General features: G+C 37.2%; 26 protein-coding genes. 18 read left to right on the top strand and 8 right to left on the bottom strand.

What is annotated here, in order from left to right; genetic code table 11:
* Positions 1-335: 335 nt before the first annotated feature.
* The 5 genes from JOC76_RS17680 to phaP all read left to right on the top strand — a co-directional run bounded on the left by JOC76_RS17680 (position 336) and on the right by phaP (position 6,342).
* Entirely contained in the window at positions 336-785 is a 450-nt protein-coding gene (locus JOC76_RS17680) for an SRPBCC family protein (RefSeq protein WP_205179661.1), read from the top strand.
* Positions 786-965: 180 nt separating this feature from the next.
* Positions 966-2,282 (top strand): cadherin-like beta sandwich domain-containing protein, encoded by a 1,317-nt coding sequence (locus JOC76_RS17675; RefSeq protein WP_205179659.1) that lies wholly within the window; start codon positions 966-968, stop codon positions 2,280-2,282.
* A gap of 185 nt (positions 2,283-2,467) precedes the next feature.
* Positions 2,468-5,227 (top strand): phosphoenolpyruvate carboxylase, encoded by a 2,760-nt coding sequence (gene ppc / locus JOC76_RS17670; RefSeq protein WP_205179657.1) that lies wholly within the window; start codon positions 2,468-2,470, stop codon positions 5,225-5,227.
* Positions 5,228-5,351: 124 nt separating this feature from the next.
* The gene (gene phaQ, locus JOC76_RS17665; protein ID WP_205179655.1) at positions 5,352-5,789 is read left to right on the top strand and encodes a poly-beta-hydroxybutyrate-responsive repressor; all 438 of its coding nucleotides are present in this window, start codon (positions 5,352-5,354) and stop codon (positions 5,787-5,789) included.
* Positions 5,770-6,342, top strand: coding sequence for a polyhydroxyalkanoic acid inclusion protein PhaP (gene phaP / locus JOC76_RS17660; RefSeq protein WP_205179646.1), 573 nt, complete (start codon positions 5,770-5,772; stop codon positions 6,340-6,342). The genes phaQ and phaP overlap by 20 nt, the downstream gene beginning before the upstream one ends.
* A 231-nt stretch (positions 6,343-6,573) precedes the next feature.
* On the opposite strand, the gene JOC76_RS17655 is transcribed toward phaP, so the two are convergent.
* Positions 6,574-7,392 (bottom strand): glycerophosphodiester phosphodiesterase, encoded by an 819-nt coding sequence (locus JOC76_RS17655; RefSeq protein ID WP_239557784.1) that lies wholly within the window; start codon positions 7,390-7,392, stop codon positions 6,574-6,576.
* Between the two features lie 243 nt (positions 7,393-7,635).
* Between JOC76_RS17655 and JOC76_RS17650 the strand changes: the two genes are divergently transcribed.
* Positions 7,636-7,740 (top strand): YjcZ family sporulation protein, encoded by a 105-nt coding sequence (locus JOC76_RS17650; RefSeq protein ID WP_205179645.1) that lies wholly within the window; start codon positions 7,636-7,638, stop codon positions 7,738-7,740.
* A gap of 20 nt (positions 7,741-7,760) precedes the next feature.
* Complete coding sequence (locus tag JOC76_RS17645; protein ID WP_205179641.1) at positions 7,761-7,910, top strand: YjcZ family sporulation protein; 150 nt, start codon at positions 7,761-7,763, stop codon at positions 7,908-7,910.
* 72 nt (positions 7,911-7,982) lie between these two features.
* On the opposite strand, the gene JOC76_RS17640 is transcribed toward JOC76_RS17645, so the two are convergent.
* The 3 genes from JOC76_RS17640 to JOC76_RS17630 form a co-directional block, all read right to left on the bottom strand.
* Entirely contained in the window at positions 7,983-8,435 is a 453-nt protein-coding gene (locus JOC76_RS17640) for a YkvA family protein (protein ID WP_205179633.1), read from the bottom strand.
* Between the two features lie 86 nt (positions 8,436-8,521).
* Positions 8,522-10,258: an AAA family ATPase gene (locus tag JOC76_RS17635; protein ID WP_205179631.1), complete on the bottom strand. Its 1,737-nt coding sequence runs from the start codon at positions 10,256-10,258 to the stop codon at positions 8,522-8,524.
* 135 nt (positions 10,259-10,393) lie between these two features.
* Positions 10,394-10,654, bottom strand: a complete 261-nt coding sequence (locus JOC76_RS17630) for a hypothetical protein (RefSeq protein WP_205179627.1) — start codon at positions 10,652-10,654, stop codon at positions 10,394-10,396.
* 241 nt (positions 10,655-10,895) lie between these two features.
* Here JOC76_RS17630 and JOC76_RS17625 point away from each other — a divergent pair, with 241 nt between their 5' ends.
* The 4 genes from JOC76_RS17625 to JOC76_RS17610 all read left to right on the top strand — a co-directional run bounded on the left by JOC76_RS17625 (position 10,896) and on the right by JOC76_RS17610 (position 15,142).
* Complete coding sequence (locus JOC76_RS17625) at positions 10,896-12,476, top strand: peptide chain release factor 3 (protein ID WP_205179626.1); 1,581 nt, start codon at positions 10,896-10,898, stop codon at positions 12,474-12,476.
* A gap of 143 nt (positions 12,477-12,619) precedes the next feature.
* Positions 12,620-13,099, top strand: coding sequence for a hypothetical protein (locus tag JOC76_RS17620; RefSeq protein ID WP_205179625.1), 480 nt, complete (start codon positions 12,620-12,622; stop codon positions 13,097-13,099).
* A gap of 253 nt (positions 13,100-13,352) precedes the next feature.
* Positions 13,353-14,099 carry an RNA polymerase sigma factor SigI gene (gene sigI / locus JOC76_RS17615; protein ID WP_205179623.1) on the top strand — a complete coding sequence of 249 codons (747 nt, stop codon included), beginning with the start codon at positions 13,353-13,355 and terminating at the stop codon, positions 14,097-14,099.
* On the top strand, positions 14,096-15,142 hold the full coding sequence (locus JOC76_RS17610; protein ID WP_205179622.1) for an anti-sigma-I factor RsgI family protein: 1,047 nt from the start codon (positions 14,096-14,098) through the stop codon (positions 15,140-15,142). The genes sigI and JOC76_RS17610 overlap by 4 nt, the downstream gene beginning before the upstream one ends.
* Positions 15,143-15,199: 57 nt before the next feature.
* Here JOC76_RS17610 and JOC76_RS17605 read toward each other — a convergent pair whose 3' ends face one another.
* Positions 15,200-15,403: an alpha/beta-type small acid-soluble spore protein gene (locus JOC76_RS17605; protein WP_205179619.1), complete on the bottom strand. Its 204-nt coding sequence runs from the start codon at positions 15,401-15,403 to the stop codon at positions 15,200-15,202.
* A 172-nt stretch (positions 15,404-15,575) separates the two neighbouring features.
* Entirely contained in the window at positions 15,576-15,929 is a 354-nt protein-coding gene (locus JOC76_RS17600) for a DUF3905 domain-containing protein (protein ID WP_205179618.1), read from the bottom strand.
* A 133-nt stretch (positions 15,930-16,062) separates the two neighbouring features.
* Here JOC76_RS17600 and ykzP point away from each other — a divergent pair, with 133 nt between their 5' ends.
* Positions 16,063-16,224 (top strand): protein YkzP, encoded by a 162-nt coding sequence (ykzP, locus tag JOC76_RS17595; protein ID WP_205179617.1) that lies wholly within the window; start codon positions 16,063-16,065, stop codon positions 16,222-16,224.
* Entirely contained in the window at positions 16,224-16,352 is a 129-nt protein-coding gene (gene ykzE, locus JOC76_RS30530; protein ID WP_275591372.1) for a protein YkzE, read from the top strand. Before ykzP ends, ykzE begins: the two co-directional genes overlap by 1 nt.
* A 32-nt stretch (positions 16,353-16,384) precedes the next feature.
* Here ykzE and JOC76_RS17590 read toward each other — a convergent pair whose 3' ends face one another.
* Complete coding sequence (locus JOC76_RS17590; RefSeq protein ID WP_205179616.1) at positions 16,385-18,121, bottom strand: B12-binding domain-containing radical SAM protein; 1,737 nt, start codon at positions 18,119-18,121, stop codon at positions 16,385-16,387.
* A 345-nt stretch (positions 18,122-18,466) separates the two neighbouring features.
* Here JOC76_RS17590 and JOC76_RS17585 point away from each other — a divergent pair, with 345 nt between their 5' ends.
* From JOC76_RS17585 to JOC76_RS30740, 3 genes are all read left to right on the top strand, one after another.
* The gene (locus JOC76_RS17585; RefSeq protein ID WP_205179611.1) at positions 18,467-19,480 is read left to right on the top strand and encodes a 2-oxoacid:acceptor oxidoreductase family protein; all 1,014 of its coding nucleotides are present in this window, start codon (positions 18,467-18,469) and stop codon (positions 19,478-19,480) included.
* Positions 19,480-21,774 carry a thiamine pyrophosphate-dependent enzyme gene (locus JOC76_RS17580; RefSeq protein ID WP_205179605.1) on the top strand — a complete coding sequence of 765 codons (2,295 nt, stop codon included), beginning with the start codon at positions 19,480-19,482 and terminating at the stop codon, positions 21,772-21,774. The genes JOC76_RS17585 and JOC76_RS17580 overlap by 1 nt, the downstream gene beginning before the upstream one ends.
* Before the next feature lie 185 nt (positions 21,775-21,959).
* A complete protein-coding gene (locus tag JOC76_RS30740) occupies positions 21,960-23,081 on the top strand; it encodes an ATP-binding protein (RefSeq protein ID WP_205179604.1) in 1,122 nt (373 codons plus the stop codon).
* A 22-nt stretch (positions 23,082-23,103) separates the two neighbouring features.
* Here JOC76_RS30740 and JOC76_RS17570 read toward each other — a convergent pair whose 3' ends face one another.
* Positions 23,104-23,889, bottom strand: coding sequence for a carbon-nitrogen family hydrolase (locus JOC76_RS17570; RefSeq protein ID WP_205179603.1), 786 nt, complete (start codon positions 23,887-23,889; stop codon positions 23,104-23,106).
* Positions 23,890-24,354: 465 nt separating this feature from the next.
* Between JOC76_RS17570 and JOC76_RS17565 the strand changes: the two genes are divergently transcribed.
* Both JOC76_RS17565 and JOC76_RS17560 read left to right on the top strand, forming a co-directional pair.
* Positions 24,355-24,579 carry an aspartyl-phosphate phosphatase Spo0E family protein gene (locus JOC76_RS17565; protein ID WP_205179602.1) on the top strand — a complete coding sequence of 75 codons (225 nt, stop codon included), beginning with the start codon at positions 24,355-24,357 and terminating at the stop codon, positions 24,577-24,579.
* 523 nt (positions 24,580-25,102) lie between these two features.
* Positions 25,103-25,927: an electron transfer flavoprotein subunit beta/FixA family protein gene (locus tag JOC76_RS17560; protein WP_205179601.1), complete on the top strand. Its 825-nt coding sequence runs from the start codon at positions 25,103-25,105 to the stop codon at positions 25,925-25,927.

The following is a 25,927-nucleotide window of genomic DNA, read 5'->3' as shown; positions in this document are numbered from 1 at the left end:
AGAATAAGAGGAAGTGTCTTCAATAGGGGGTCTTGAGGACAAAACTGGTAAAAGAATAAGAGGAAGTGTCTTCAATAGGGGGTCTTGAGGACAAAACTGGTAAAAGAATAAGAGGAAGTGTCTTCAATAAGATGGTTTGAAGACAAAAAACATGAAAATCTCTAGTATCAATAGAGGGATCACAAATTTATACATAATCCAATCATACAATTATTCCACACTTTATAATCAATAAAGGCTTCTATAAAAAACAAAACAAACATATAGTATTAAAAAAAGACCTTCAGTCCTTGAAGGTCTTTTATTTTACTTTGAATATGAAAGAGGGATACACCATGCCGAGCGAATTACAACAACTTGAATTAGATATCCCGATTGAGGTCATTTGGGACTTTATTCGAGATGAAAATAATTGGGCGCCGCTTGTACCTGGATATATTCAGCACCAAAAATTAAATGACCAGCAAATTAGCTGGGAATTTAAAAGCGATCTTGGGATAATGAAAAAAAAGGTCACTTTGTTAATTGATATTAAAGAATGGAATGAACCAAGCAAGGTAAGCTTTGAATTAAGAAGGAAGAACGATAAATACCTTGGCGAAGGATATTTCGAAGCCAAAGCCTTAAACAGAAATAAAACCCTTTTAACAGGATTTCTTGATATAAATGCAACGGGACCCATGGGAACACTTGCTAATTCCCTTTTTAATAAGGCTGTTAATCTGTCAGATGAAGAGGTAGCCTCCGCTATTTCCACGAAGCTTGAAGAATTCAGTAATAAGTAAATGTGTGAGCCGCAATTCTCTATGGATTGCGGAATTTTAATATCGATGGGTTTTATTCACCAATAATCGGGTACTAACTTAATGGAGGTGACAATTCTTCAATCTAAAAATTAAGATAATCTTAAGCATCCAATGATAAAGTTAGTCCAAAATCACTTATTAAAAGTGGGAGGATTAACAATGAGAACAAAAATATCAAAAAAGGGCCTAAGTGCTGTCCTTATTGTCTCGATACTCGGACTTGGAACTGGTTATAATCTGCCCACCGTCTATGCGGAAGATACCGGGACCGAAGTCAGCCAAATATCAAACACTTTGGCAAAATTAGAAATTGAAGGCGTTAAGCTCGACCAAGATTTTTCATCAGATATTAATCAATATTCCGCTACAGTAGAAAATGAAACGGATTCCATCCATATACTTGTTGAGGGGACAAATGCCAATTCTATCATCAGCATCAATGGTAAAACAGTCACAAGTGGTACTGCTGATGAATACTCCCTGCAAACTGGGCAAAATATCTTTCTCATCACCGTAAAGGATAGCACTACTAATCTAACGAATACCTATACTTTAACTGTGGATAGAAAGCAAAATAGTGATAATCAGTTACAAAATATTCAACTATCAACAGGAAAACTTTCTCCAACCTTTTCTCCATCAGTGACACAATATAATGTTCAATTTCCTAATACCACACAAACAATTACGGTTCTGCCAACTGCTAAAGAAAAAACAGCAGTAGTTGAGGTGAATGGTGCTGAAGTGACTGAGAAAGGTGTAACAGTCAATATTCCTGTAGGGAAATCAGATATTCTTATCGTAGTAACTGCTGAGGACGGATCGAAACTAAGATATACCATTCATCTGGAACGCCAAGATTCAACGTCAGGAAATGGTGCCGGTTCAGGACAAACTGGTGGCACAGGTTCAGGGCAGACTGGCAACAGTGGCTCAGGTCAAACAGGACAAACAGGCAACAGTGGTTCGGGTCAAACGGGACAAACAGGACAAACAGGACAAACAGGACAAACTGGTAACAGTGGTTCAGCTCCATATGGTAGTGGTGGGTCTGCACAAACTGGAATGAGCAATTCAGCGAAAACTGGAACCGGACTTGTTAGTCTGACCGGCAACTCTTTTTCGGGACAAGGAAATACTACAAACCAAACGGGTTCTTCCCAGCAAGGTGTATCGGGTACTGTTACAAAGACCACCAATGCCAATCTTGCAGCCCTAACTGTATCAACCGGAACCTGGGATAGTTCATTTACTTCAAGCGAATATACTTATCATATAGCTGTTTCACATGATACAAAAACAGTTACCATTAATCCTACCGCAGCTTCTAGTAGTTCTAATATAACAATCGAAGGCGGCACAAGCAAAACGATTCAGTTGGAAGATGACAATAAAACAGTCATTTCGGTTAGAGTAACCTATAATAGTACAGATCGTAAAACCTATGTTCTAGTTTTTGATAGAGCAGCAAATTAAAGGGATATTTGGGGAATACTTATAAAATATCCAGGAAAATAAACCTGAGAAGTTACATGTCAGGTTTATTTTTTTAGAAAAAATAGAATAAAAAGAAAAAAAGTTGAACAAGTTTTAAAAAAATATGTTATATTTATATATAAAAAAATTTAATGAATCTTTTGAAATAAGGGGAAGGTGATAGAATGACAACAGAAGTGAAAGTAACTGACAGCAGTCTTCCATTGCGTCGTGATGTGAATTTACTTGGGAAAATGCTTGGTGAAATCCTTGTGAATCATGGCGGAACCGAGCTATTGGATAAAGTAGAAAAAATAAGACTCATGTGCAAAACACTTCGGGAGCATTTCGATGAAGAGATTTATGAAGAGTTAAAAGCGGAAATTACTAGTTTAGCCTCACCTATGCGTAAACAGGTAATTCGTGCGTTCTCAATGTACTTCCATTTGATTAACGCAGCAGAGCAAAATCACCGTATCCGCAGACGGAGACAATACCAGATGGAAGAAGGAAATAAGGTTCAGCCTGCTTCAATCGAGAGTGCAATTCTCAAGATTAAAGACCATGCTATTAGTGAAAATGTGATTCAAGAAATCTTACAAACATTGTCGCTAGAGCTTGTTATAACCGCCCATCCAACCGAGGCAACAAAACGTTCTATTCTCGAGATTCAACAGAGAATTGCTGCTATTTTGAAAAATCTTGAAAATCCACTCTTAACGACTAAAGAACAGAAAAAACTTGAAGATAGTTTATTTAATGAAGTGGCGATTCTATGGCAGACAGATGAATTACGTGATCACAAGCCAACAGTATTGGATGAAGTACGTAATGGACTTTATTATTTTGATCAAACCCTATTTGATGTTCTTCCTGAAATTCATCAAGAGGTAGCTGAGTGCCTTGAAAAATATTACCCAGGCACATCTTGGAATGTCCCTAATTTCCTCCGTTTTGGCTCATGGATTGGCGGAGACCGTGATGGGAATCCGAACGTAACAAGTGATGTAACGTGGGAGACACTCCAAAGACAACGGAGAGTTGTCTTAAAGAAATATAAAAGTGTTTTAATCGACATCATGAAACGCTACAGCCACTCGACAACAAGAGTAAACGTCAGTGAGGAAATTCTTACATTCCTTGAGGAAAAAGAAGATTTATACTTAACAGACGATAAAAAATGGCCAAATAAACCGGAAGCTTACCGTCGTGTCCTAGCGGTAATTATTGAGCGCGTTAAACAGGTAGGTAAATCCGAAATTGGATACAAAACAGCAGATGAATTATTAGTTGATTTAAAAATGATTAATAGGAGCCTAAAAAAGCATCATCCTAGTGATCATGAGTTAAGGACCATTCAAAAGTTAATTAGACAAGTGCAATTATTCGGATTCCATTTGGCTACACTTGATATTCGCAATCATAGTGGAGAACACGAGGCTGCAATAACAGAAATCCTGCGTACGGTACGTATAACGGAAAATTATGCAGAACTTGCGGAACAGGAAAAAATCCAACTATTAAAGAATATCTTGATGGATCCTCGTCCACTGCTTTTATTAAATGAGGACTATTCAGCAGAAACGCAAGAGATGCTTAAAGTATTCCAAATGATCAAAAAGGCACATGAGGAATTTGGAAAACGGGCTATCACCGTTTATCTTGTTAGTATGACAAGATCGGCAAGTGACTTATTAGAGGTACTTGTATTAGCAAAAGAAGCTGGAATCTACCGCCTACATGCAGATGGTACGCTTGAAAGTCATCTAAATGTTGCACCATTACTAGAAACAATTGATGACTTAACAGCAGGTCCAAAAATTATGGAAACCCTTTTTGAAATGCCAATTTACCGTAAACATCTTCAAATCCTAGGTGACCAACAGGAAATCATGCTTGGTTACTCAGATGGAAGTAAAGATGGAGGGACTTTAACAGCCAACTGGAAACTGTATAAAGCCCAAATCGAAATTCATGAGATGGCAAAAAGATATCAAATTGGTCTTAAGTTTTTCCATGGCCGTGGCGGTTCACTGGGTCGTGGCGGTGGTCCGTTAAATAAGAGCATTCTGTCACAGCCTGCTGAAACCATTGGTGATGGTGTTAAAATTACTGAACAAGGTGAAGTTCTGTCTTCCAGATATCTGCTTGAAGACATTGCTTATCGGAGCCTAGAGCAGGCAACTTCCACACTTCTACTTTCAGCAACGCATGTTTCCCAAAAAGAAGATGGAACATTGCGAGAACGTGTTTGGGAAGAAGCTATTGAGGAAATTTCTAGTTCTGCCTTATCTAAATATCAATCACTTGTTTTTGGCGACCCTGATTTCCTTACTTACTTTAATGAAGCAACACCATTAAAGGAAATCGGCGACTTAAACATTGGTTCTAGACCGATGAGCCGTAAAAATCGCGGACGTTTTGAGGACTTAAGGGCAATTCCATGGGTGTTTGCTTGGACGCAAAGTCGTCAATTGATTCCTGCCTGGTATGCTGCTGGTACAGGTTTAGATAGCTTCGCATCAAAAAGTGCGGAAAATCTACAGCTATTACAGCGGATGTATGCTAGATGGCCATTCTTCCAATCAACAATCGATAATTTACAGATGGCGTTAATGAAAGCAGATATTCCGACAGCAAAAGAGTATATCTCCCTTGTTAACGACAAAGCCATTGCAGATAGAATCTTTACGAATATCCTTGAGGAATACGAGAAAACAAAAGCGATCCTGCTTAAAATTACTGAGGATAATGAATTACTCGATCATGCTCCAAATATTAAAGAATCAGTGTATAGACGAAATCCATATGTCGATCCATTAAACTTTTTACAAGTTGAACTGATTAAAGAATTAAGAAAGCATGAAGAGACAAATGAAGATTTATTAACCGAAGTTCTCCTTACCATTAGTGGAATTTCAGCTGGTCTCCGTAATACAGGCTGATAATTCTGAAGAAGGTCATAAACTCTTTATCTTTAGAGCTTATGACCTTTTTTTACATAAAAAAATCAATATTGCAAAATATAACCTATAGGTGTAAAATACATATAGGTGAGGTGATAGAGATATGGTGAACCAAGATAACCAATCAGTAAATCCATCAAAAAATTTTGTGCTACCGTTTATATTATTGCTTCTTAGCAAAGTATCTCTTCATGGTTATGAACTTAGCCAAAAGCTCGAAACGTTCGGATTTAAGGCTCTTGATCAAGGGAACTTATATCGGATGCTAAGACAACTAGAAAAGGATGAACTGGTTTCATCTGAATGGGATACCACGGGCAGCGGACCGGCAAAAAGAAGGTATTCAACTACAAAAGCTGGGATTACATACCTAAAAGGATATGCAAACCAACTTGAAACATATCAGTCCATCTTAGATCAATTCTTCAAAATGTATTCTAGTATCCTTGAGCTCTACATCCCTTCATTTCAGAAGAAGGATCCAATAGAGAAAGTTAATAATTCTAAGAGGAGGAAAAATCATGGTTCAGAAGAAGAATGAAACGGTTCCTGCTGAAAAAGTAGTAGAATCGATACCGATGGCATCATTTGTAACAACATTTTGGGAGCAATTTGAAAAATCAAATGAGCGTGCAAGAAAGCTAAGAGAAGATCGAGAAGATGCTTATTTTAATGCTGTAAGGGAAGTTATTCAATTTAATAAACAATATCGTCATTCCCTTGTAAATTTATATGAGCAGGCTAAAAAGACTAATAAGGATATGCTTACTGAAGTGATGTCTCAAATTAATAGCATCGCTGTAAAAGAGGTAGTACCTTTCGAAGATCGTGAAGAACTGACAAACCAGTTAAAAGATGTAACAGAACAAATGGAAAAATTGGCATTTACACCAGTTAAATCCTTTTTCCATGTAGTTGATCAATTAGAAGATACTTTTGAACAGAATACAGAATCTGGTATTGCCTATACTCGTGAACGGAGAAACGCATGGGTACAAGTTCGTAAAGAGTATGTTAATAAGGCAAGGAACACACATCTAGATCTTGTGGAACGTAGTAAAAATAGCTTAAAAGAGCTTGTAAAAACACGCTAATTGGGAACTAACCCCAGATAGACAAAATATCCTTATAAAAAAGAAGCGATGCGTATAGCAATCGCATCTTTTTTTAATTATAAGAAAGTATAAATTTCTACTTCGAGAATTGTTAGCTCCAGCGCCTAGCCCCTCGAGGTCTTAAGCCACTCCCAAAATGAAGGCAAAAAGCGCCTTCTTTTTGGGAGCGCCTTAAGCTTGTCTGGGCTGACCAAGGCGCTTGCGCTTTTCTTATAGAAAGTCTGGAAAGTCACTGATTATCCCATCAACATGCAACTGTTTCATATAATTAACTTCATGCTTTTTTCTTATGGTCCATATAAATGAATGAAAACCATGTTGGTGAATTCTTTTTATCAGACGTTGATTTACCATCGTAATCTTCGGATTAATGAATGTTGCATAGTTTGCATAGGAAACTAACTCTTTATCTGTTATCCTTTGTCCACTGTATTTTTTTACTAATACTCCTAATGGGATAGAAGGTAAGAGTTGATGGAATTTAATTAATGAGTTTTGATCAAATGATTGAACAATGACTATAGAGTGTTCTTGGTTTGTCAGTCCCTTTAAAAGGAGCTCATTCGCTACTTTTTCTTCAATTCCAGGGTAGAGGTGCGGATTTTTAATTTCCAGTAATATACCGGCCTTATCAGCAAACATATCTAAAAATTCGGAAAAAGAAGGGATTGTTTCACCTTTAAACTCAGGGTCAAACCAGCTCCCTGCATCTAGCGATTGAATTTCTTTCAAGGTAAAATCTTTCACTTTTCCTTTCCCATTGGTGGTTCGATTTACAGTTGCATCATGAATAACCACTAACTCCCCATCTTTTGTCATCTGAACATCTAATTCTAGATAATCGACCCCCATTTGAAGAGCTTTATGAAAAGAAGCAAAGGTATTTTCAGGGCAATATCCTGCTGCTCCCCTGTGTCCTATTTTTATTGGTTCATGAAATTGGGAAGAACTTTTTATCTTTTTTGGGGCCCAACCTTTTCGAGCTCCCGATAAATAAATCCAATTCCAAATGGCTGTAGTAAATTTCAAATAGATTTACCCCCATTTGCCTTTTTTGAACATGGTAAGAAAAATATAGCTTCTTGTCAACCTGGGTATAAGACTAAATATATTGCTGCAATTTTTGGTTTAATACCCATCATTCTTAGCAGATATGGTTCAAGAATGGGCTTATTCTTTTTAATTACACAAGCCTAATCTGGATATTTGTCTATCGCACATCGATAACTAGGTGAATAGGATATATGGAAATCGATAAAGGAGGTAATGGAAATGTCTGGTGCAGTTGGTGGCTATGGCGGCGGATTTGCCCTGCTAGTCGTATTATTCATTTTATTAATTATTATTGGAGCTTCTTGGGGTTGCGGTTGGTATTAATTTGAAAGGGAGGAAATAAAATGTACGGTTATGGTGGTTATGGCGGCTACGGTTTCGGTGGCTGTGGCTGTGGCTATGGTGGTGGATTTGGTTTCGGCGGTGGCTTTGCGTTAATCGTCGTATTATTCATCTTATTAATTATTGTAGGTGCATCTTGCTTTAGATGGTAATGGGCAAGAGCCTATTTAAGGAATTAGTCGCTTTATGCGTTCATTAGATATGTAACTAGAGAACCCGCTCGGTTAATCCAGCGGGTCTTCTAGTATATTGGGGATTGTATCTTTCCATTTTTCAAATTCATTCAGTTCTTTCGATAATTTTTTTAATGTATAACCAATCACTGCAGCATCGTCAAAAAGTCCAAGACCAATAATAAAATCAGGAACGATATCGATGGGGGAAATAAAATATAATAAGGCACCAATAATGGTAACAATGGTGCTTGGTTGTACATTCTTGTACTCCCCTTTGGAGTATGCCTTAACTAAATCAACAAATAATTGTATCTTTTCCCAAGCATCTCCTAGATAGCCTTTCCTATCAGTAGCTTTACTGATTACCTTTTGGAGTAAATTTTTTATTTTCTCAGGATTGCCGATAAATTGTTTAGCATTTTGAATGTATTTGTGCTGCTCTTTTTCAATTAATTCATCATTGGTGTACATATGAATCACTTCCTTTTTACGGAATTCCACCTTAGTTTACCACCAAATTGGAATTTCATTAGGCAAATAGCTTATTCATAGGAAAAAACCAGGTGCAGTTTATGCACCTGGTTCATTTATGCAAATGCAATATGATCAGTACTGTATGAAGTATTGCCAACAATTGCTTCTACTTCTGTGCCTTCTAAGGTTTCTTTCTTTAATAAAGCATCGACTAATTGTTGATACTGTAGTTGATGATTCTTAATCAGAGTTTCTGCTTGCTCTAATCCTTTTGTAAAAAGTTCTTGCATCTTGCTTTCTTTGTCCTGTTTGTTAAAGGTTAGTGTAAATCCGTCCTGGAGCATACCTATATCAACCATTTGTTCAATGAGGTGTTTTGCTTGCTGAACATCACCACTAACTCCGATACTATGTTCTCCAAGGAAAATACGCTCAGCTACACCACCTGCTAATACCATAGCAACTCGATCGAGCAAGTCACTGGTGGTAGATAAATGAAGCTCTTTTGGAATCGGCGCCACATAGCCAAGTGCTTCACCACGAGGAATAATCGTCGCCTTTCGAACGGAGCCTGGTTTCGTTAACGATGCAACAATGGCATGCCCAGCTTCGTGGATGGCAACCCTTCGTTTTGTATCATGATCATGCAGTGAACGGGAAGTACTGCCTAATATCGTCCGGTCAAGAGCATAATCTAGGTCTTGTTTTGTAATTATATCTTGTCCATTTCTTACCGCTCTTCTTGAGGCTGTTTCAAAGAGGGATTGTAGTTCTGCACCCGAAAAGCCAGAGGTGCTTTCTGCTAAATCATCTAGGGATGCAAACACATCTTCTGCAAGAGCTTTTCCTTTCGTATGGATTCCAATAATTTCTCGTCTTCCTTTTGTATCAGGAAGTGGTACCTGGAAGGAGAAGTCAATACGTCCAGGACGAATAAAGGCTTCATCAAGCATGTCCTTTCGATTTGTCGCAGCAATAAATAAAATCCCGTCATTAGAATGACCGCCATCAAGCTGAACAAGAAGTTCAGTCAAGGTTTTTTCTGCTTCTTCACCGCCATGGGCTTTACGCTTTCCTGCTAGAGCATCGACTTCATCAATAAAAATAACAGCAGGTTTTTGTTTTCGAGCCGATTGAAATAAGGAGCGAACCCGACTTGCCCCCACACCGACAAATAATTCATTAAATGCTGAACCACTTGCAGAGAAGAACGATGCATTTAACTCGTGTGCAATTGCTTGGGCTAATAAGGTTTTACCAGTTCCTGGAGGTCCATACAAAAGGATTCCTTTTGGCGGCTTGATTCCTAGGTTAATCGCACGCTCAGGTTCTTTTATGGTCGATAAAGTTTGAAGGATTTCTTCTTTCATTTCTTCCCCAAGTCCACCTACATCTTCTAAGCTAATAGAAGGAAGTGGGCGTGACGTAGCAACACTATTTTTCATGGAGTTATGAATGCTGAAACCACCCTTTGTTTTTTGGACGGCAAAAGCAGCGCCGGCAAGTAAGAGAATAATACCGCCCATGATCCATTTACCATAACGGCTGCTGGTGGTATAGGTGTAATTAATATTATAATTTTCAACAAGTTTCTCAATCGCTTGACTATTCGGCGGAATATGAGAAACATATTCCGTGTTTCCTGTTTTTAGGTATAAGCTGCCGTCCGCATACTCTGTAAGGGAAACAACCTTTCCATTTTGTGCTTGTATTGTTTTCTCTACTGAAGAGAAAGGGATTGAGATTTGATTATGAGAAGTTTGAATGTACCAGACAATACCTGAAATCACTATAATTAACGCTGTAATAAGCGGTATAAACTTTGAAACTATCTTTTTACTTTTATTCAATTCACTTCATCTCCTTCTAGCAGAGTTATATATTTCATTATAAAGCCATTTCCAGAAAAATGGATATGGGAATCAGTGGAAGAAAGACTGGATTAAAAAACACACTATCCCAATATAGGAAGTGTGTTTAAGAATTTATGATAATAATCGAAGCTGTGGAATAATGGGTGTAAGGACACTTTGTGCTAATGTGCCAATGCTCATTCCAATGGATGATGCCTTACTCCATTTAAAAATGTGCACCTTTTCATCTTTTGCTTCATACAAAAATAAGAGTTGCTCGCCTTCTTCAGCAATTCCAATTTTATTATAGGAAATATTATTTTGTGCAAGAACAATTTCGAAAGCTTTATGTAATAAGTTTAAGGTTTGTTGGTCGACTGGCTTATTATGCATAGTTCCTCCCATAGGATAAATTTTATTAGGTCTATTATATTCTTTTACCATCCATGTTTAAAGAAAAATCATGAGTTAACAACCATCAATGTATTGCAAAGTTGCTGATTGCAAGATATGATTGAAGTTATGGATAAAAATTTATCGCTACACGATTACAAATCGATTTATTACCTTGATAAAAGGGAATGAATTTTATTTAAAGAAGTTTGACTTTTTTGGTTAAAGAGAGGAATACAAGATGGGTAACAATTTTAAAGAAGAAGTATTGTCACGCCGGACATTTGCGATTATTTCCCACCCTGATGCTGGTAAGACAACATTAACAGAAAAATTATTATTATTTGGTGGAGCTATAAGAGATGCTGGTACGGTAAAAGCAAAAAAAACAGGAAAGTTTGCCACAAGTGACTGGATGGAAATCGAAAAGCAACGTGGTATTTCTGTTACCTCCAGTGTGATGCAATTTGATTATGATGGGTTTCGGGTCAATATTCTTGATACCCCTGGACACCAGGATTTTAGTGAAGATACTTATCGAACACTAATGGCTGTTGACAGTGCCGTCATGATTATTGACTCAGCGAAGGGGATTGAGGAACAGACCTTAAAGCTTTTTAAGGTTTGTCGTATGCGTGGAATTCCAATATTTACTTTTATAAATAAGCTGGATCGCCAAGGTAAAACACCACTAGAACTTCTTGCTGAATTAGAAGAGGTTCTAGGTATCGAATCCTATCCAATGAATTGGCCTATTGGAATGGGAAAAGAGTTTCTAGGCATTTATGACCGTTTTCATAAACGGGTGGAACAGTTCCGTGTAAATGATGAAGAACGATTTATTCCTTTAAATGATAATGGTGAAATTGAAGGAGACCATCCTTTAAAAACAACAGGTCTTTATGATCAAACAATAGATGAAATTTTACTGCTTAATGAAGCTGGAAATGAGTTTTCATCTGAAAAAATAGCTGCGGGCGCATTAATACCTGTATTTTTTGGCAGTGCTTTAACAAACTTTGGTGTACAGACTTTCCTTGAGTCCTACCTGCAATTTGCACCGCCGCCAAAAGCACGTAACTCATCAATTGGTGAAGTGGATCCATTATCGGAACAATTTTCAGGGTTCGTGTTTAAGATTCAAGCAAATATGAATCCAGCCCACCGCGACCGAATTGCCTTTGTGCGTGTATGTTCAGGTAAGTTTGAGCGAGGTATGACGGTTAATATCCCACGTTTAGGAAAGCAATTAAAGCTATCCCAGTCTACTTCTTTTATGGCTGAAGAACGTAATACGGTCGATGAAGCTGTCAGCGGTGATATTATTGGATTATACGATACGGGAACATATCAAATTGGCGACACACTTACAACAGGCAAGGATAACTTCCAATATGAGCGTTTGCCGCAGTTTACTCCAGAATTATATGTGAGAGTATCGGCTAAAAACGTCATGAAGCAAAAATCCTTTTACAAAGGAATTCAACAGCTTGTCCAGGAAGGAGCCATCCAGCTCTTTAAAACAGTTAGAATGGAAGAGTATTTATTAGGTGCGGTCGGTCAGCTTCAATTTGAAGTATTTGAGCACCGGATGAGAAATGAGTATAATGCTGAGGTATTAATGGAGCGCATGGGCTCAAAAATCGCAAGATGGGTTGAAAATGACACAATAGACGAAAATTTATCCAGTTCGAGAAGCTTACTGGTTAAGGATCGATATGATCATTATGTCTTCTTATTTGAAAATGATTTTGCTTTAAGATGGTTCCAAGAAAAAAATCCTGACATTAAACTTTATAACCCGATGGACCAGCATGAATAGGCATATTAAAAAACAGCGGAAATTGTTCCGCTGTTTTTTTTTAACTTAATCTGGATAATTACATGGATGGTGAGTTAGTGGGGAAATATAAGCGAGTGGAGAGTTTTCCTCACTTAAATGCCATAATGAAGCGGGATAGATGAATGAAAAAAATGAGCAAATTGGAAGCTGTTTTGTGGAATATTGCTTTTCCTGGTTTTTCACAATTAATAACAGGTCAGTATATTAAAGGAGTAATGTTTGTTGTTTTAGAGTTTATTATGAATGTAAATAGTCATTTTAACCGGGCGATTATGCACAGCTTCTTGGGTGAAATTCAACAGGCAGAAATGGTTATTAATTATCAGTGGTTAATGTTTTATCCATGTATGTACATGTTTTCGATGTGGGATGCCTATCGATTTGCGATGCCAGCAGATGAAAAGTATTCCTATTTACCATTTGTTTTCGGAGCCTACTTTGTAACGGTGGGTTTAATGGTATCGCCAAAGGTGACTATATTGAACATACATCCGGGACCCATTTTTCTACCCATGCTCTTCTTGATTCCCGGTCTGCTTGTGGGTGGAATCATAAAAAAACTTTTAATGTTACGAGACGCAAAACTAAAAATGCCAAATTAAAAGCTTTAAATCACAGGTGTTTAAAGCTTTTTATTATGATTATTTCATCTTGTGAATTTTTATTTTTACAACCCCCAAAACGGTTCCATAGCAAACGTACATATGTAATGAAAATACTTAAAACATACTTAAACACAACAATAAACGAGAAAAGATAGCCATTCTTGGGGTTATCTTTTTCAAAATGGCTTTTCCCCTATAAAGTCTTATGTACCTACATATATGGTATAATGGGTCGAATAGAGGTGAGCAAATGCTAAGTTTATTGTTTTTGACCAAGAAGAAAAAAAGAACTTTGGAAGAGACCGTTCTTTTAATTCAACAAGGTAATCGCGAGCTGCTTGATCAATTAATTGATTCGTATAAGCCTTTTATAGCCAAAACTGTTTCTTCCGTATGCAGACGTTATATATATGAATCCGATGATGAATTTAGTATTGGACTTATCGCATTTAATGAAGCGATTGAGAAATATTTACCAGAACGGGGAAGCTCTTTATTAAGTTTTTCCGAAGTAATTATTAAGCGAAGAGTTATCGACTATATACGTAAGCAAACCAAAAATCAACACATTAGTATCGATATTACGAATCCCCAGCAAGAGGAAGAATCACCGGGAACCGTTATTGTAAATGAACTTTCTCTTGATGAATATCATAAGAAGAACGATGATCAATTAAGAAAAGAGGAAATCATTCATTTCCAAAAAATATTAACCACGTTTGATTTAAGTTTTAGTGACTTAGTTGAAAATTCACCCAAACATGCAGATGCCCGTAAAAGTGCAATCCTAACTGCCCAAACACTAGTAGCAAATCAAGAATTAAAGGAATTTTTACTAGAAAAAAGGCGTCTGCCGATTAAACAATTAGAAACCAAGGTTAATGTCAGCCGCAAAACGATTGAACGTAATCGGAAATATATCATCGCAATTGCACTTATTTTATCTAGTGATTATGTCTACATGAAGGATTATATAAAGGGGGTGTTAGATGTATGAAAAAAGGAATTATTATGGAAATAGGCGATGCTTACTTAACGCTTTTAACCCCCGAGGGCGAATTCTTACGATCCAAAAAACAAAATCAAATTTATAACATTGGCCAGGAAATAAACTTCTTACCACACGTAAATGTTCAAAAAAGGAAATCATTATCTTTATTAAAAAATATTTTTGTAGCTAGACCGGTTTGGGCCGTTTTAGCGGCTTTGTTTATCATACTAGGTTCTTTTATTCCGATATACAAAGATAATAAGGCATATGCCTATATGTCCATCGATTCGAACTCCAGTATTGAACTTGGAGTAAATAAGAATATGCAAGTTGTAGAATTAACTGGATTAAATAGAGAGGGTAAGGCGACCATTTCAGAGCTCGGTGAATGGAAGAAAGAAGATGTAACGAAAGTAACTCAGGAAATTTTAGCGAAGATTAATCCAACCGAAAATAAGCAGCCCGTTATAATTTCTACTGTTGCTACAAAAGAGCAAGATGAGCAAAGTAAAAAGAAACTTCAAATGGATATTAATGAAATTAAAGCTGTCGCAAGTAGAAAAGAAATAGATCTTAGGGTTATAAAAGCAACAAAGGAAGAACGCAAAAAGGCACGAAACCTTGGTATTTCCACTGGGAAATATAAGCAAAGGATAAACCCATCCCCACCAAAGAAAAATGCAGATCAAAAACCTACTACGATTTCACCAAAAAGTGTGGCACTACCACCTGGACAGCAAAAGAAAAAGAATGAAAAACCAGTGATTACTAATTCCGTTAACGAGAAAAAGACTGCAAGTCAGATTTCACCAATTGTTAAGGTTGTACCACCAGCACAACTAAAAGAAAAGAATCAAACTCAGAAAAATCCAACGTCAATGACACAAAAGTCCAAACAGCAGGTAAAGCCGGAACAGGAACCGAATCCAAAGCCGAAACAACCACAGAATCCAAAACCGAAGCAACAACAGAACCAAAATAAGAACACTAAAACAAATGCAAAAAGTAAACCAGTTAAACCCGTGAATCAGCCAAAGAAAACCAAATAAAAAAGTACAAATGACGGAAGTCCGGCTATAAACCGGACTTTTTCCATTGTTATTAAATTATTGGTTGTTATACTGACCTGACATTTGTGCTTGTGCTTGTTGAACTAATCTTTTAGTAATCTCCCCGCCTACAGATCCATTTGCTCTTGAAACGGTATCAGAGCCTAATTGCACCCCAAATTCTTGGGCAATTTCATATTTTACCTGGTCTAAGTATTGTTCAATTCCAGGAACTAATAATTTATTACTGCTATTCGCCATTGATTACACTCCTTTGTTTTAAGAAAAACCATTCTTTTCTTTTTTTTTGATATTCGTTAAACCCTTAGTTGAATTTAAGGGAATAGAGGATGTTTTGTCCTCTGTAGTAATAGTATCTATTTACCATAAAATTTTCATGAGTGGTAATGTTTTTCGGTTATGGATAATTTCATTAATCGGAGCCAATACTGACATCTTTGGTCGGGTGCATAAATGGATAGGCTTGCGGCTTTTTTTTGCTCTCAAGCAGATCTCGATTCTCAGCTGTATTCCAGCCAATATCGTTTGTGGGATGAACCCATTCATCCCCAGACATAATGGAGGGATCTGTATCTTTTGACCAATTTTCCAAAGGTGAGTTTTCTGATGCATATTTACTATCACCAATCGTTACCCCATATTTATTCGTAAATGGGGCTTCCATTTTGATTCCCGTGCCTTCAAAGCTAGGCGCACTTATTTGATGTGGCATAGTATCTTCAATCGTTACCTTTTCTCGGGACTGTTTAGGATCAGATTTTTTCAAAATTGTTCACTCCTTTTTCTCTTATTTTCTGTTTACGCTACAAATTTATTTATGAAAAATTAGGAAAGGAATGATACCACACTCTTTGCTCAAACTAAGGGTGTAAGATCAATATCATTTGGGAGGATATTCTATGGCGAAACGTAAAGCAGAATTTAATGCAGTGGAAAAATATACGAAAACCCCTCATAAAAATGTTCAAGATAATGAATTTTCTGCAGAGTTTACTGATAATAATAATGCAATTCGGTTCCAAAATCGTAATTCAAAACAGGGCAAAAAAGGTAGAAGTTAATGGGGAAAGTGCCTCAAACCCCGACTCCAACATCATTGGAAGAGTTTAGTATCGAAATTGGTGATGTAAATGGGGTCAAGCTTTATGAAACGAAAAAACATTTGAAGAAAAATGTGAAAAATAAATAAGCCGGAATGTTCCGGCTTATTTACCCTTTATTCTAAAAAGGGAAGATGAGTGTTCGATCATTGCTTGGTTCAAAGTAGGCTAATAAGTACCCTGAATTTTTATTTAAGTTTCCTGTTATTAAATAATGCTGTAAATCAAAGGTTAACCCCTCAAGCATTGTATGCTTAAATAATTCCTTTTCATCAAGTTCTAATCGGCTGAAATTATCCCCAAGCATTGCTGGATGATCAAGAATCTGTTTATAAATTTTTGAGCGATCCCCTTTTTCTAAAGCTGCACTCCACCAAGGCTTTCTTGGTTTGTATTTATGATTTCTTAAATAATCATATTTCATTAGCCCTTCGATTACATCCAAATTATGAACAGAGCGCTCTTCTAGGAACGAGTATAAACGGCGGAATAAATCCTCAAGCTGGTGTCCAATCCGTGCCCATCCTTTTTCATCCCAGTAGGAACCGAATTCTTGGAAAAAATCAAATGGAGACGAAAAAACATGACTGACTAGAAATTCAATTGTAAAATCCATGCGGTGGTCATTCCAATATTTCTCTAATACGTCTTCTACCTGTTTGATTCGGACAATATCGTCAAATGATAACACATTATTGCTTAAGATTTCATATGGGGAATGATCCATATATACATATTGATGTTCATCTGCTCTTAGGCGAACCCCCGTGCCTCGAAGCATTTTTAAGAACCCTAATTGTAATTCTTCAGGTCGCATTTCAAACACATCATTAAAGGTTTTCCGGAAAGAGGCATAATCCTCTTCAGGTAGCCCTGCAATCAAGTCGAGATGCTGATCAATTTTGCCGCCCTCTTTAACCATTGTGACTGTTCTCGTAAGCTTCGTAAAATTTTGTTTTCGTCTAACCAGCTCATTGGTTTCATCATTTGTCGACTGAACACCAATTTCAAAGCGGAAAAGTCCTTTTGGTGCTTCTTGGTTTAAAAATTCAATGACTTCAGGACGCATGATATCTGCGGTAATTTCAAATTGAAATACCGTTCCGGGCAAATGTTCATCAATAAGGAAACGGAACATTTCCAAAGCATAGCTTCTACTTATATTAAAGGTCCGATCCACAAATTTAATCGTTTTTGCCCCATGGTCCATCAGATAACGAATGTCTGCTTTAATTTTTTCGCGGTCAAAATATCTTACGCCGACCTCGATTGACGAGAGGCAGAACTGACAGCTAAATGGACAGCCTCTGCTTGTCTCAATATAAGTGATACGTTTGCCTAAATCAGCTATATCCTCTCGAAAACGATAAGGTGAAGGCAATTCTTTAAGGTCGAGCTTATTCATTTGTGGTGTCATTTTAACTTCTTCATTTTTTCGATAAGCAATTCCATAAACATTTCGGTACTCTTTTGAAGCGGCTATTTCAGTGAGAAGCTGTTTGAAAGTCTGTTCTCCTTCACCAATGACAATAAAATCGACATCCTTATTATTTTCCATCCATTCCGCTGTATCGTAAGTTACCTCAGGTCCACCTAAGACAATTAAAATGGAGGGATCTACCTTTTTTAACATATTTACTACCTTAAGAGTTTCTTCTATGTTCCAAATATAACAACTAAAACCAATGACATCAGGTTTTGCTTGATAAAGGTCTGAGACAATATTTAGAACCGGATCCTTTATTGTGTACTCTTTTAGTTTGATATTAAATTCAGGTGCAGCATATGCCTTTAAATAACGAATGGCAAGATTCGTATGAATAAACTTAGCATTCAGGGTAGAACAAATTACTTTCATTAATATTACTCCTTTATCAAAGATACCAAATAATAATTATAGCTTATTTTTGACCAAAACAATATTAGACAAACCAAAAAATAGTCTTGGTATAACTGATTTACCTATACTTAATCTATTTATTCTCCAATCTGTTGTATCACAATTTTAAATCTGTTATACAAAATAGCAAACGTTTTTAAGTCTGACATCATAATGATTTTTCTAAAAAAAATAATGTGTTATAAAAATTTTTTGTGGATGTTTGACTTTTATCACAGATTAAATTTCAAAATTGTCCTACAATAACGATGGGAAAATCAATTAATAGATTGTTTCGTATGGTACGAAATGGGGAGGGACACAATGTCTATTTTACCGAAAAAGAATCAACTTGGATTCTTTGAAATTCGATTAGAATCAATTGGCGGTCTCGGAGCTAACTTAGCAGGAAAAATGTTAGCAGAGGCCGGTGTTTTAAGTTTAGGTTTAAGAGGCTCAAACTTTTCATCCTATGGGTCTGAAAAGAAAGGTTCACCTGTGAAGAGTTTTATTCGTTTTTGTGACCCAGAAGTTGAAATTAGAGATCATAGTCCGATTGAACAACCACATATTGTTGGAGTTTTCCATGAAGCCTTATATAAAACAGTGAATGTTGTCAGCGGCTTAGACGCGGATGGAATTGTCTTAGTCAATACAGCTAGAGAATTTGATGATGTAAAAAAAGATTTACAATTAGAATATGGTACACTTGCGATTGTCGATGCATTAACGATTGCATTAGAAGAGAAAACAAAAGTAAATACTGCGATGCTTGGGGCTCTATATCGTATTTGTGACTTCTTAAATCCAGAATCCATGAGAGATGTAATTCGGAAAACCTTTTCAAAAAAATATCCACATTTAGTTGAACCGAATATCCGAACGTTTGACCGCGGTTATAATGAAGTTCAATTTAAAACTTATGAAGTACCTGCAGGTGCTGAAGGGAAATCGTTTACACGCCCTCTTCCACAACTTGGCTATATGACGCAGGAAATCGGCGGAGTAATGGTTTCACAAGCTAATAGTATACTAAAAGATTTGAGCGGATCACGGCAAGGCTTTCTTCCTGAATACAAACAAGACAAATGTATTCACTGTGCGGCCTGTGATAATGTTTGTCCTGATTTTTGTTTTGTCTGGGAAGAGGGCGAGGATAAACGTGGAAGAAAACAAAAGTTCCTAAAGGGTATTGATTATCAATATTGTAAAGGATGCTTAAAATGTGTAGAAGCATGTCCTACAGATGCATTAGGAGATCTTCGTGAAATCATTGGGTACGCGGAAGAAAACCGTGTGAAGCAAAACTTTCCTTATATCGTGGGAGGGGTAAGATAATGGCTATTTTAGAAGATAAATTAACATCACAAGGTGTTGCAGAGCAGGTTTCAACCTTTGAATCAGGGAATGAGATGGCTGCAACTGCAGCAGCACAAATTAATTATCATATCATGGGTTATTTCCCAATAACACCTTCTACTGAGGTTGCGCAGTTTTTAGATCAAATGAAAACGCGCGGTCAGCATGATATTAAACTGATTCCAGCAGATGGTGAGCATGGTTCTGCCGGTATTTGCTACGGCGCTGCAGCAACAGGTGCACGTGTTATTAATGCTACAAGTGCCAATGGTTTTCTCTACATGCTTGAGCAGATGCCAGTACAATCAGGCACCCGTTATCCTATGGTTTTAAACCTTGTTACTCGTGCAGTCAGCGGACCACTTGATATCCGCGGAGATCATTCCGATCTTTATTATGCCTTGAATACAGGCTGGGTAATCTTAACGGCAAAAACACCTCAAGCAGTCTATGATATGAATATTATGGCATTAAAAATTGCTGAACATTCTAAAGTCCGCCTACCGGTAATTGTAGCGTATGATGGTTTCTTTACATCTCACCAAAAGCGCCGGGTAGAATACTTTAAGGATCGAAATGTGGTTCAACAATTTGTCGGTGAATGCCCTACAGATTATAACTTTATCAGAGATTTGAGCAAGCCTGTAACAATTGGTGCCCATATGAGTGGCGACGATTTTATTAACAACCATTATCAACAATCTGAAGCTATTTACAATGCCGGTGAAGTATTTAAAGAAGTAGCTGCGGAATATGCGAAACTATCAGGCAGAGAATATCCAGTTTTAAATTTATATAAAATGGAAGATGCCGAAGTAGCTTTATTTTTATTAAATTCTGCTGCCGAGTCAGCAAAGGATGTCGTAGACCAACTTCGTGAAAAAGGCATTAAAGCTGGTGTGATTAGCCCTAATATTATTCGTCCATTCCCATCTAAAGAAATTCGTGAGGCCCTAAAGAATGTGAAAACATTATTAGTCGGTGAGCGTGCCGATTCCTATGGAGCAAATGGACCAAACTTAACACATGAAGTGAAATCAGCCCTTCAAGATGATAAAGATAACAAGACAATCGTTTTAAGCAGAGTGTTTGGTCTTGGTGGTAAAGACTTTTATGCTGATGATGCTCATGCATTCTTTCATATGGCCATCGATGCGATGGAAAAAGGTTTTGCAGAAAAACCATTTGATTACTATGGACATATTCCAGGGGTTCCAGAAAACGCCCTTAAACCAGTTATTTTACCTCAGCATGGTGATGTGTACAAAACGGGTTTAATTGATGTGAAAATGGATGAAGAGACGAATAAATTAAAGGTAAAAATCCCTCCACTTCGAGCTCTCACAGGAAAGCCGAAACGAATTGCTTCAGGACATGGTGCGTGCCCAGGCTGCGGAATTTTTGCAGGTCTTGAGTTGTTTTTTAAAGGAATTGAGGGAGATATTGTTACATTGTTCCAGACTGGCTGTGCATATGTAACCACGACTGGATATCCAAATACATCACATAAACAAACCATGATTCATAATTTGTTCCAAAGCGGTGCTGCGACTTTATCTGGAACGGTCGAAGCCTTTATGGAATTAAAACGCCGTGGAGAAATCAATGTATCAGATGATGCAACCTTTGTTATGATTACTGGTGATGGCGGTATGGATATTGGAATGGGCTCTGCTATCGGAACAGCCTTGCGAGGGCACAAACTAATTATGTTAGAGTATGATAATGAAGGTTATATGAATACTGGGTCACAATTGTCCTATTCAACACCAATTGGACACATGACAAGTACATCAGGTGTTGGTAAGGTTCAGCGGGGTAAAGCCTTCCATCATAAGGATACAGCCCAAATTATGGCTTCAACTAATATCCCTTATGTATTTACAGGTTCTGAAGCACACCCGCAGGATTTAGTGAAAAAAGGGGCAAAGGCTCAATGGTATGCCCAGAACGTGGGACCTGTCTATGGTAAACTTCTCATCACATGTCCTTTAAATTGGAAATCTGATGATCGGTATGGTACGAAAATCATTGAGGAAGCTGTGAATTCTTGTTTCTTCCCTCTTTATGAAATTGAACAAGGTGTAACAACCATTACGTACAATCCAGAAGATAAGAATAAGCGTGTTCCACTTTCAGATTGGTTAAAATATATGGGGAAAACAAAACATCTTCTAAAAGAAGAAAATAAATCGATTTTAGAAGAGTTTGAAGCAGAAGTTGAAAAGAGATGGCAGCGTCTAAAAGCAAAACACGACCATCCACTTTTATAAGTAATAGTCACCCTAAAACAGAGAACGAATAGCCGTTCTCTGTTTATTTTTATTTGCAAAAAAAATTATGGATTGCAAAGTTTAGGGAAAATTAATTGTCGACTTTAAAGGATTTTTCACGATATGTGTAGAAAATATGCTTTAATATAATTATAGATAAAACGTAGTTTGCGGGGTGGCAATACGTGGAGAAGCAAGTCCAAAAAAACGCTTTACCTCTTGGTAATTATGATCAACAAAATAGCTTAATAGTTTCTCCTGAGCGTGATCAAAAATATAGGAGAATCTTTGAACATTCAGTGGATAGTCTTATACTTTGGGATACCGATCATCGAATTATTGATGTGAACTGTGCTGGAGAAAAAATGATAGGCCTAAAAAAAGAAAAGTTAATTGGAAAACGGGTTTATGATTTACAGAAAATTGTCGAATCAAAAGAGCAAGAGTTTTTGCAGCATATTGAACAAGTCCTTGAAAAGGGACATATCTTCTCCACGATGATTGTTAAAAATGACGAAGGAAATAACAGATTTTATGAATGTTCTTCCGAAATTGATGTCTGGGATGGAATCAATTTTACTATTTTTAAAGATATAACAGAAAAGGTCGAAATTGAGAAGCAACTCCATAAGTCTGACACCCTCAATGTAATCGGTGAGCTTGCAGCAGGAATCGCTCATGAAATTCGTAATCCGATGACCGCACTGAAAGGATTCATTCAGTTACTCGAAGAGACCATCATTAAAGAGCATGCCATGTATTATCAGGTTATTACCTCTGAACTAGCAAGGATTGATTCAATTATTAATGAGTTTTTGTACCTTGCCAAGCCGCAAGTAACTATTTTCCAACAAAAGGATCTTAATCAAATTATGAGGGAAACAGTTGATTTGCTTACGGCACAAGCCATACTTCATAATGTTCAATTTGTTACATACTTTGACAATAGCCTTCCTTCATTATTTTGTGAACCTAACCAATTAAAAAAGGTATTTATTAATATAATTAAGAATGCCATTGAGGTAATGCCGCATGGTGGAAATATCACCATTAACACGAAGAAGTTGGATTATGACCGAATTTTAATTAGTATCCAGGATGAAGGTACTGGAATGACCATGGAAAAGGTAAAAAGATTAGGCGAACCCTTTTTTACAACAAAAGAACAGGGAACAGGCTTGGGATTAATGGTTAGCTATCGAATTATCAATGAACATCAAGGCAAAATCACGATTGACAGTGAAGAAGGAAAAGGAACAATTTTTTCCATAGAGCTGCCCCTGCGCACAGAAAATAATCATAAGTAATCCGAACCATCTCAGATTGCTTTTAATGATAGGAATTTGGTTTTCTATCTTCAAAAATCGGAATTTGCTTTCGTATTTCTTTTACTAGTTCTAAGTTGATTTCAGCAGAGATAATTTCTTCGTGTTCTCCTGCTTCTGCCAATACTTCTCCCCATGGGTCAATAATTAATGAATGTCCGGCAAATTGATTGTTAGGGTCACTGCCAGACCGGTTACAAGCGATGACATAACATTGATTTTCAATCGCTCTGGCAATGAGGAGAGCCCGCCAATGCTTTAATCGGGCAGTTGGCCACTCGGCCACAACAAATAAAGCTTCAGCCCCTTCTGATGTGTGGGCGCGAATCCATTCCGGAAATCGGATGTCATAGCAAATGACACCTGCGAATAAATGGCCATCTAATTGAAATAAGCCTTTTGTTGCCCCTGCTTCAAGGTAAAGATGTTCATCCATTAATTTAAAAAGATGGAGTTTATCGTATTGATAACGGAGAGAGCCATCCTTTGAAATAATCAGCAGCGTATTTTTTACTCCTTTTTCCTCTTGATTGGCAACCGATCCGCCTACAAAATGGACCTTGTGTTTTTTGGCTGCTGTTTGGAGAAAATCGATGGTCCGCCTGGCTTGCATATCGGCAATCGTATCTAATCTAGCTAAGTCATATCCGGTTGTCCAAAGCTCCGGCAGGACGATAATATCGGGATGATTCTCCATTGCTTTTTTGATTAGTTTTTCCGCAGATTGATAGTTAGAATTAGGGTCACCAAATGCAATGTCCATTTGCAGACATGAAACTTTTATATTCATAAAAATCTTCTCCTCTAAAAAATGTTTTTAGTTTTTTTATGTAGGGCTGTGTTAAAGACTTTTGTTGATTTTGGAACGATGTTGATTGGAGCGGAAGGCGCTCGACTCCTCGAAAATGCTATCGCATTTTCTTCGTGCGTGGGCGGATTCGAGGAAGAATTTCAATGTCCTGCGGGAGTACGGGGCAGGGGAGACCCCACAGGCGCTTTCAGCGCCGAGGAGGCTCCCCGGCACGCCCGCGGGTTTGCTGAGCGCCTGGAGCGGAAATCAACATCCATATTTAACACAGCCTTAAGATATCCGAATGTCGTTTAGAAATGAAAAAAATGTCGAAATTTGAAAGAAAACAAATGTTTTGTCTACTTTTGCGATTGTATTTACTTTTAAGGAATTTCTTGTCATAATTCTTCAAGTAGTCTATTTTTTAGAATGCTATAGAGTAAGTATGTAAGGTAGGAGATAACATTGAATAAGGATAGTGATCTTCAATCGGAAATGATTGAAGAGATAAAGGCAAAAAGAGAATTAATGATTAATAGTGCTAACAGTCTAGGTTACACTAGTCCACAAACAATTAAATACAGCCAAGAGCTTGATGAACTAATCAATCATTATCATAAGGTCATTGGACAAAATTCAAAATCCACTGAAGAAGTCAAAATTGCCTTTAAACACATGGTGATGGTTTGACCAAAGGTTTTGGTTTAACTTGCGAATTTGAAGGTCTTTAGTTTTTAATCATATTAAAAGAGTTCTAACAACTAACAAGAAGACCTTCCGTTATTTTTTCTCCCCTTTACTGTATAATGCCGTCCTCTCCAATCGTACACATCACTCATCGTTGCCTTTTTATTTCTAAATCTGTTTTATACAGGTCATAACTGTGATTTTTATCATTGTTTATATTATATAATATTATATTATTTAATATAGTTATATTAATAGCAACTTAATTGAAAATTCACATATAATCTGCTCCTAATCTACCACCATTAGTCACATTAACTTTATTTTTCGTTTTGTCGAAAACACTCCTTGAATTTGCAAACTTCATTCCTGATATGCTTAATTTTTTTAAGAGATAAAGAAACTGTTAAGTTTGGTACTATGCTTGTGTTGCGATACATATATCGTTAATAAAAGCATTTCTAATAACCAAAGAAAGCAAACGCTTTCAATAAATGCAGTTTAAATGGGGGAGGGAAATTCCTAGATGCACATTGTCGTTTGTATCAAACAAGTACCTGATACAAAAATCATTAAAATTAACCCAAAGACCAACACACTTGATCGCCGGAGCGCACCAGCCATTTTAAATCCTTATGATGAGCATGCTGTACAAGAGGCTGTCAAAATTAAGGAAAAAACGGGTGGTACCATCTCGGTATTGTCCATGGGACCGCCGCAAGCAACGGCTATTATTAAAAAAAGCGTTGAAATAGGGGCAGATAGAGGTTATTTAATTACAGACCGAGCCTTTGCCGGTGCTGATACCTTAGCCACTAGTTACGCCTTATCAAAAGCTTTAGAACGAATCGGCAAGGAACTTCCAGTTGATATGGTGATTTGTGGGAAGCATGCGATTGATGGTGATACTGGTCAAGTTGGACCTGGGATTGCAAGAAGAATGGATATCCCCCCAGTGACAAATGTCATTGAAGTGGCAGAGGTTAATGAACAGGAAAAAACGGTGTTAATCAAACGAAAATTATCAAATGGATATGAGTTAATCCAATCTGAACTTCCTTGTTTGTTAACGGTAGAAAAAGAAATTAATCAGATTGAATATTCACCAATGCCTAACATGATTAAAGCTGCACGATACCAGCCAATTATCTGGGCGGTTAGTGACCTCGAAAATGTCGACCGCACACAGCTTGGTTTAAAAGGCTCACCAACCATCGTAGGAAAAATGTTTACACCTCCACGACCTGAAGGCGGTAAAAGACTAGAGGGTACACCTGATGAGCAAGTAAAACAGCTCATGGAAGTCTTAATGGATAAAAAGGACCTATTTACGATTCAGTCATCTAAATAA

Origin of the sequence: Neobacillus cucumis (genome assembly GCF_016908975.1) — a bacterium.
Lineage (GTDB): Bacteria > Bacillota > Bacilli > Bacillales > Cytobacillaceae > Neobacillus > Neobacillus cucumis.
Note: the sequence above shows the minus strand (reverse complement) of the source record. Positions and strands in the feature narration are given on the sequence as shown.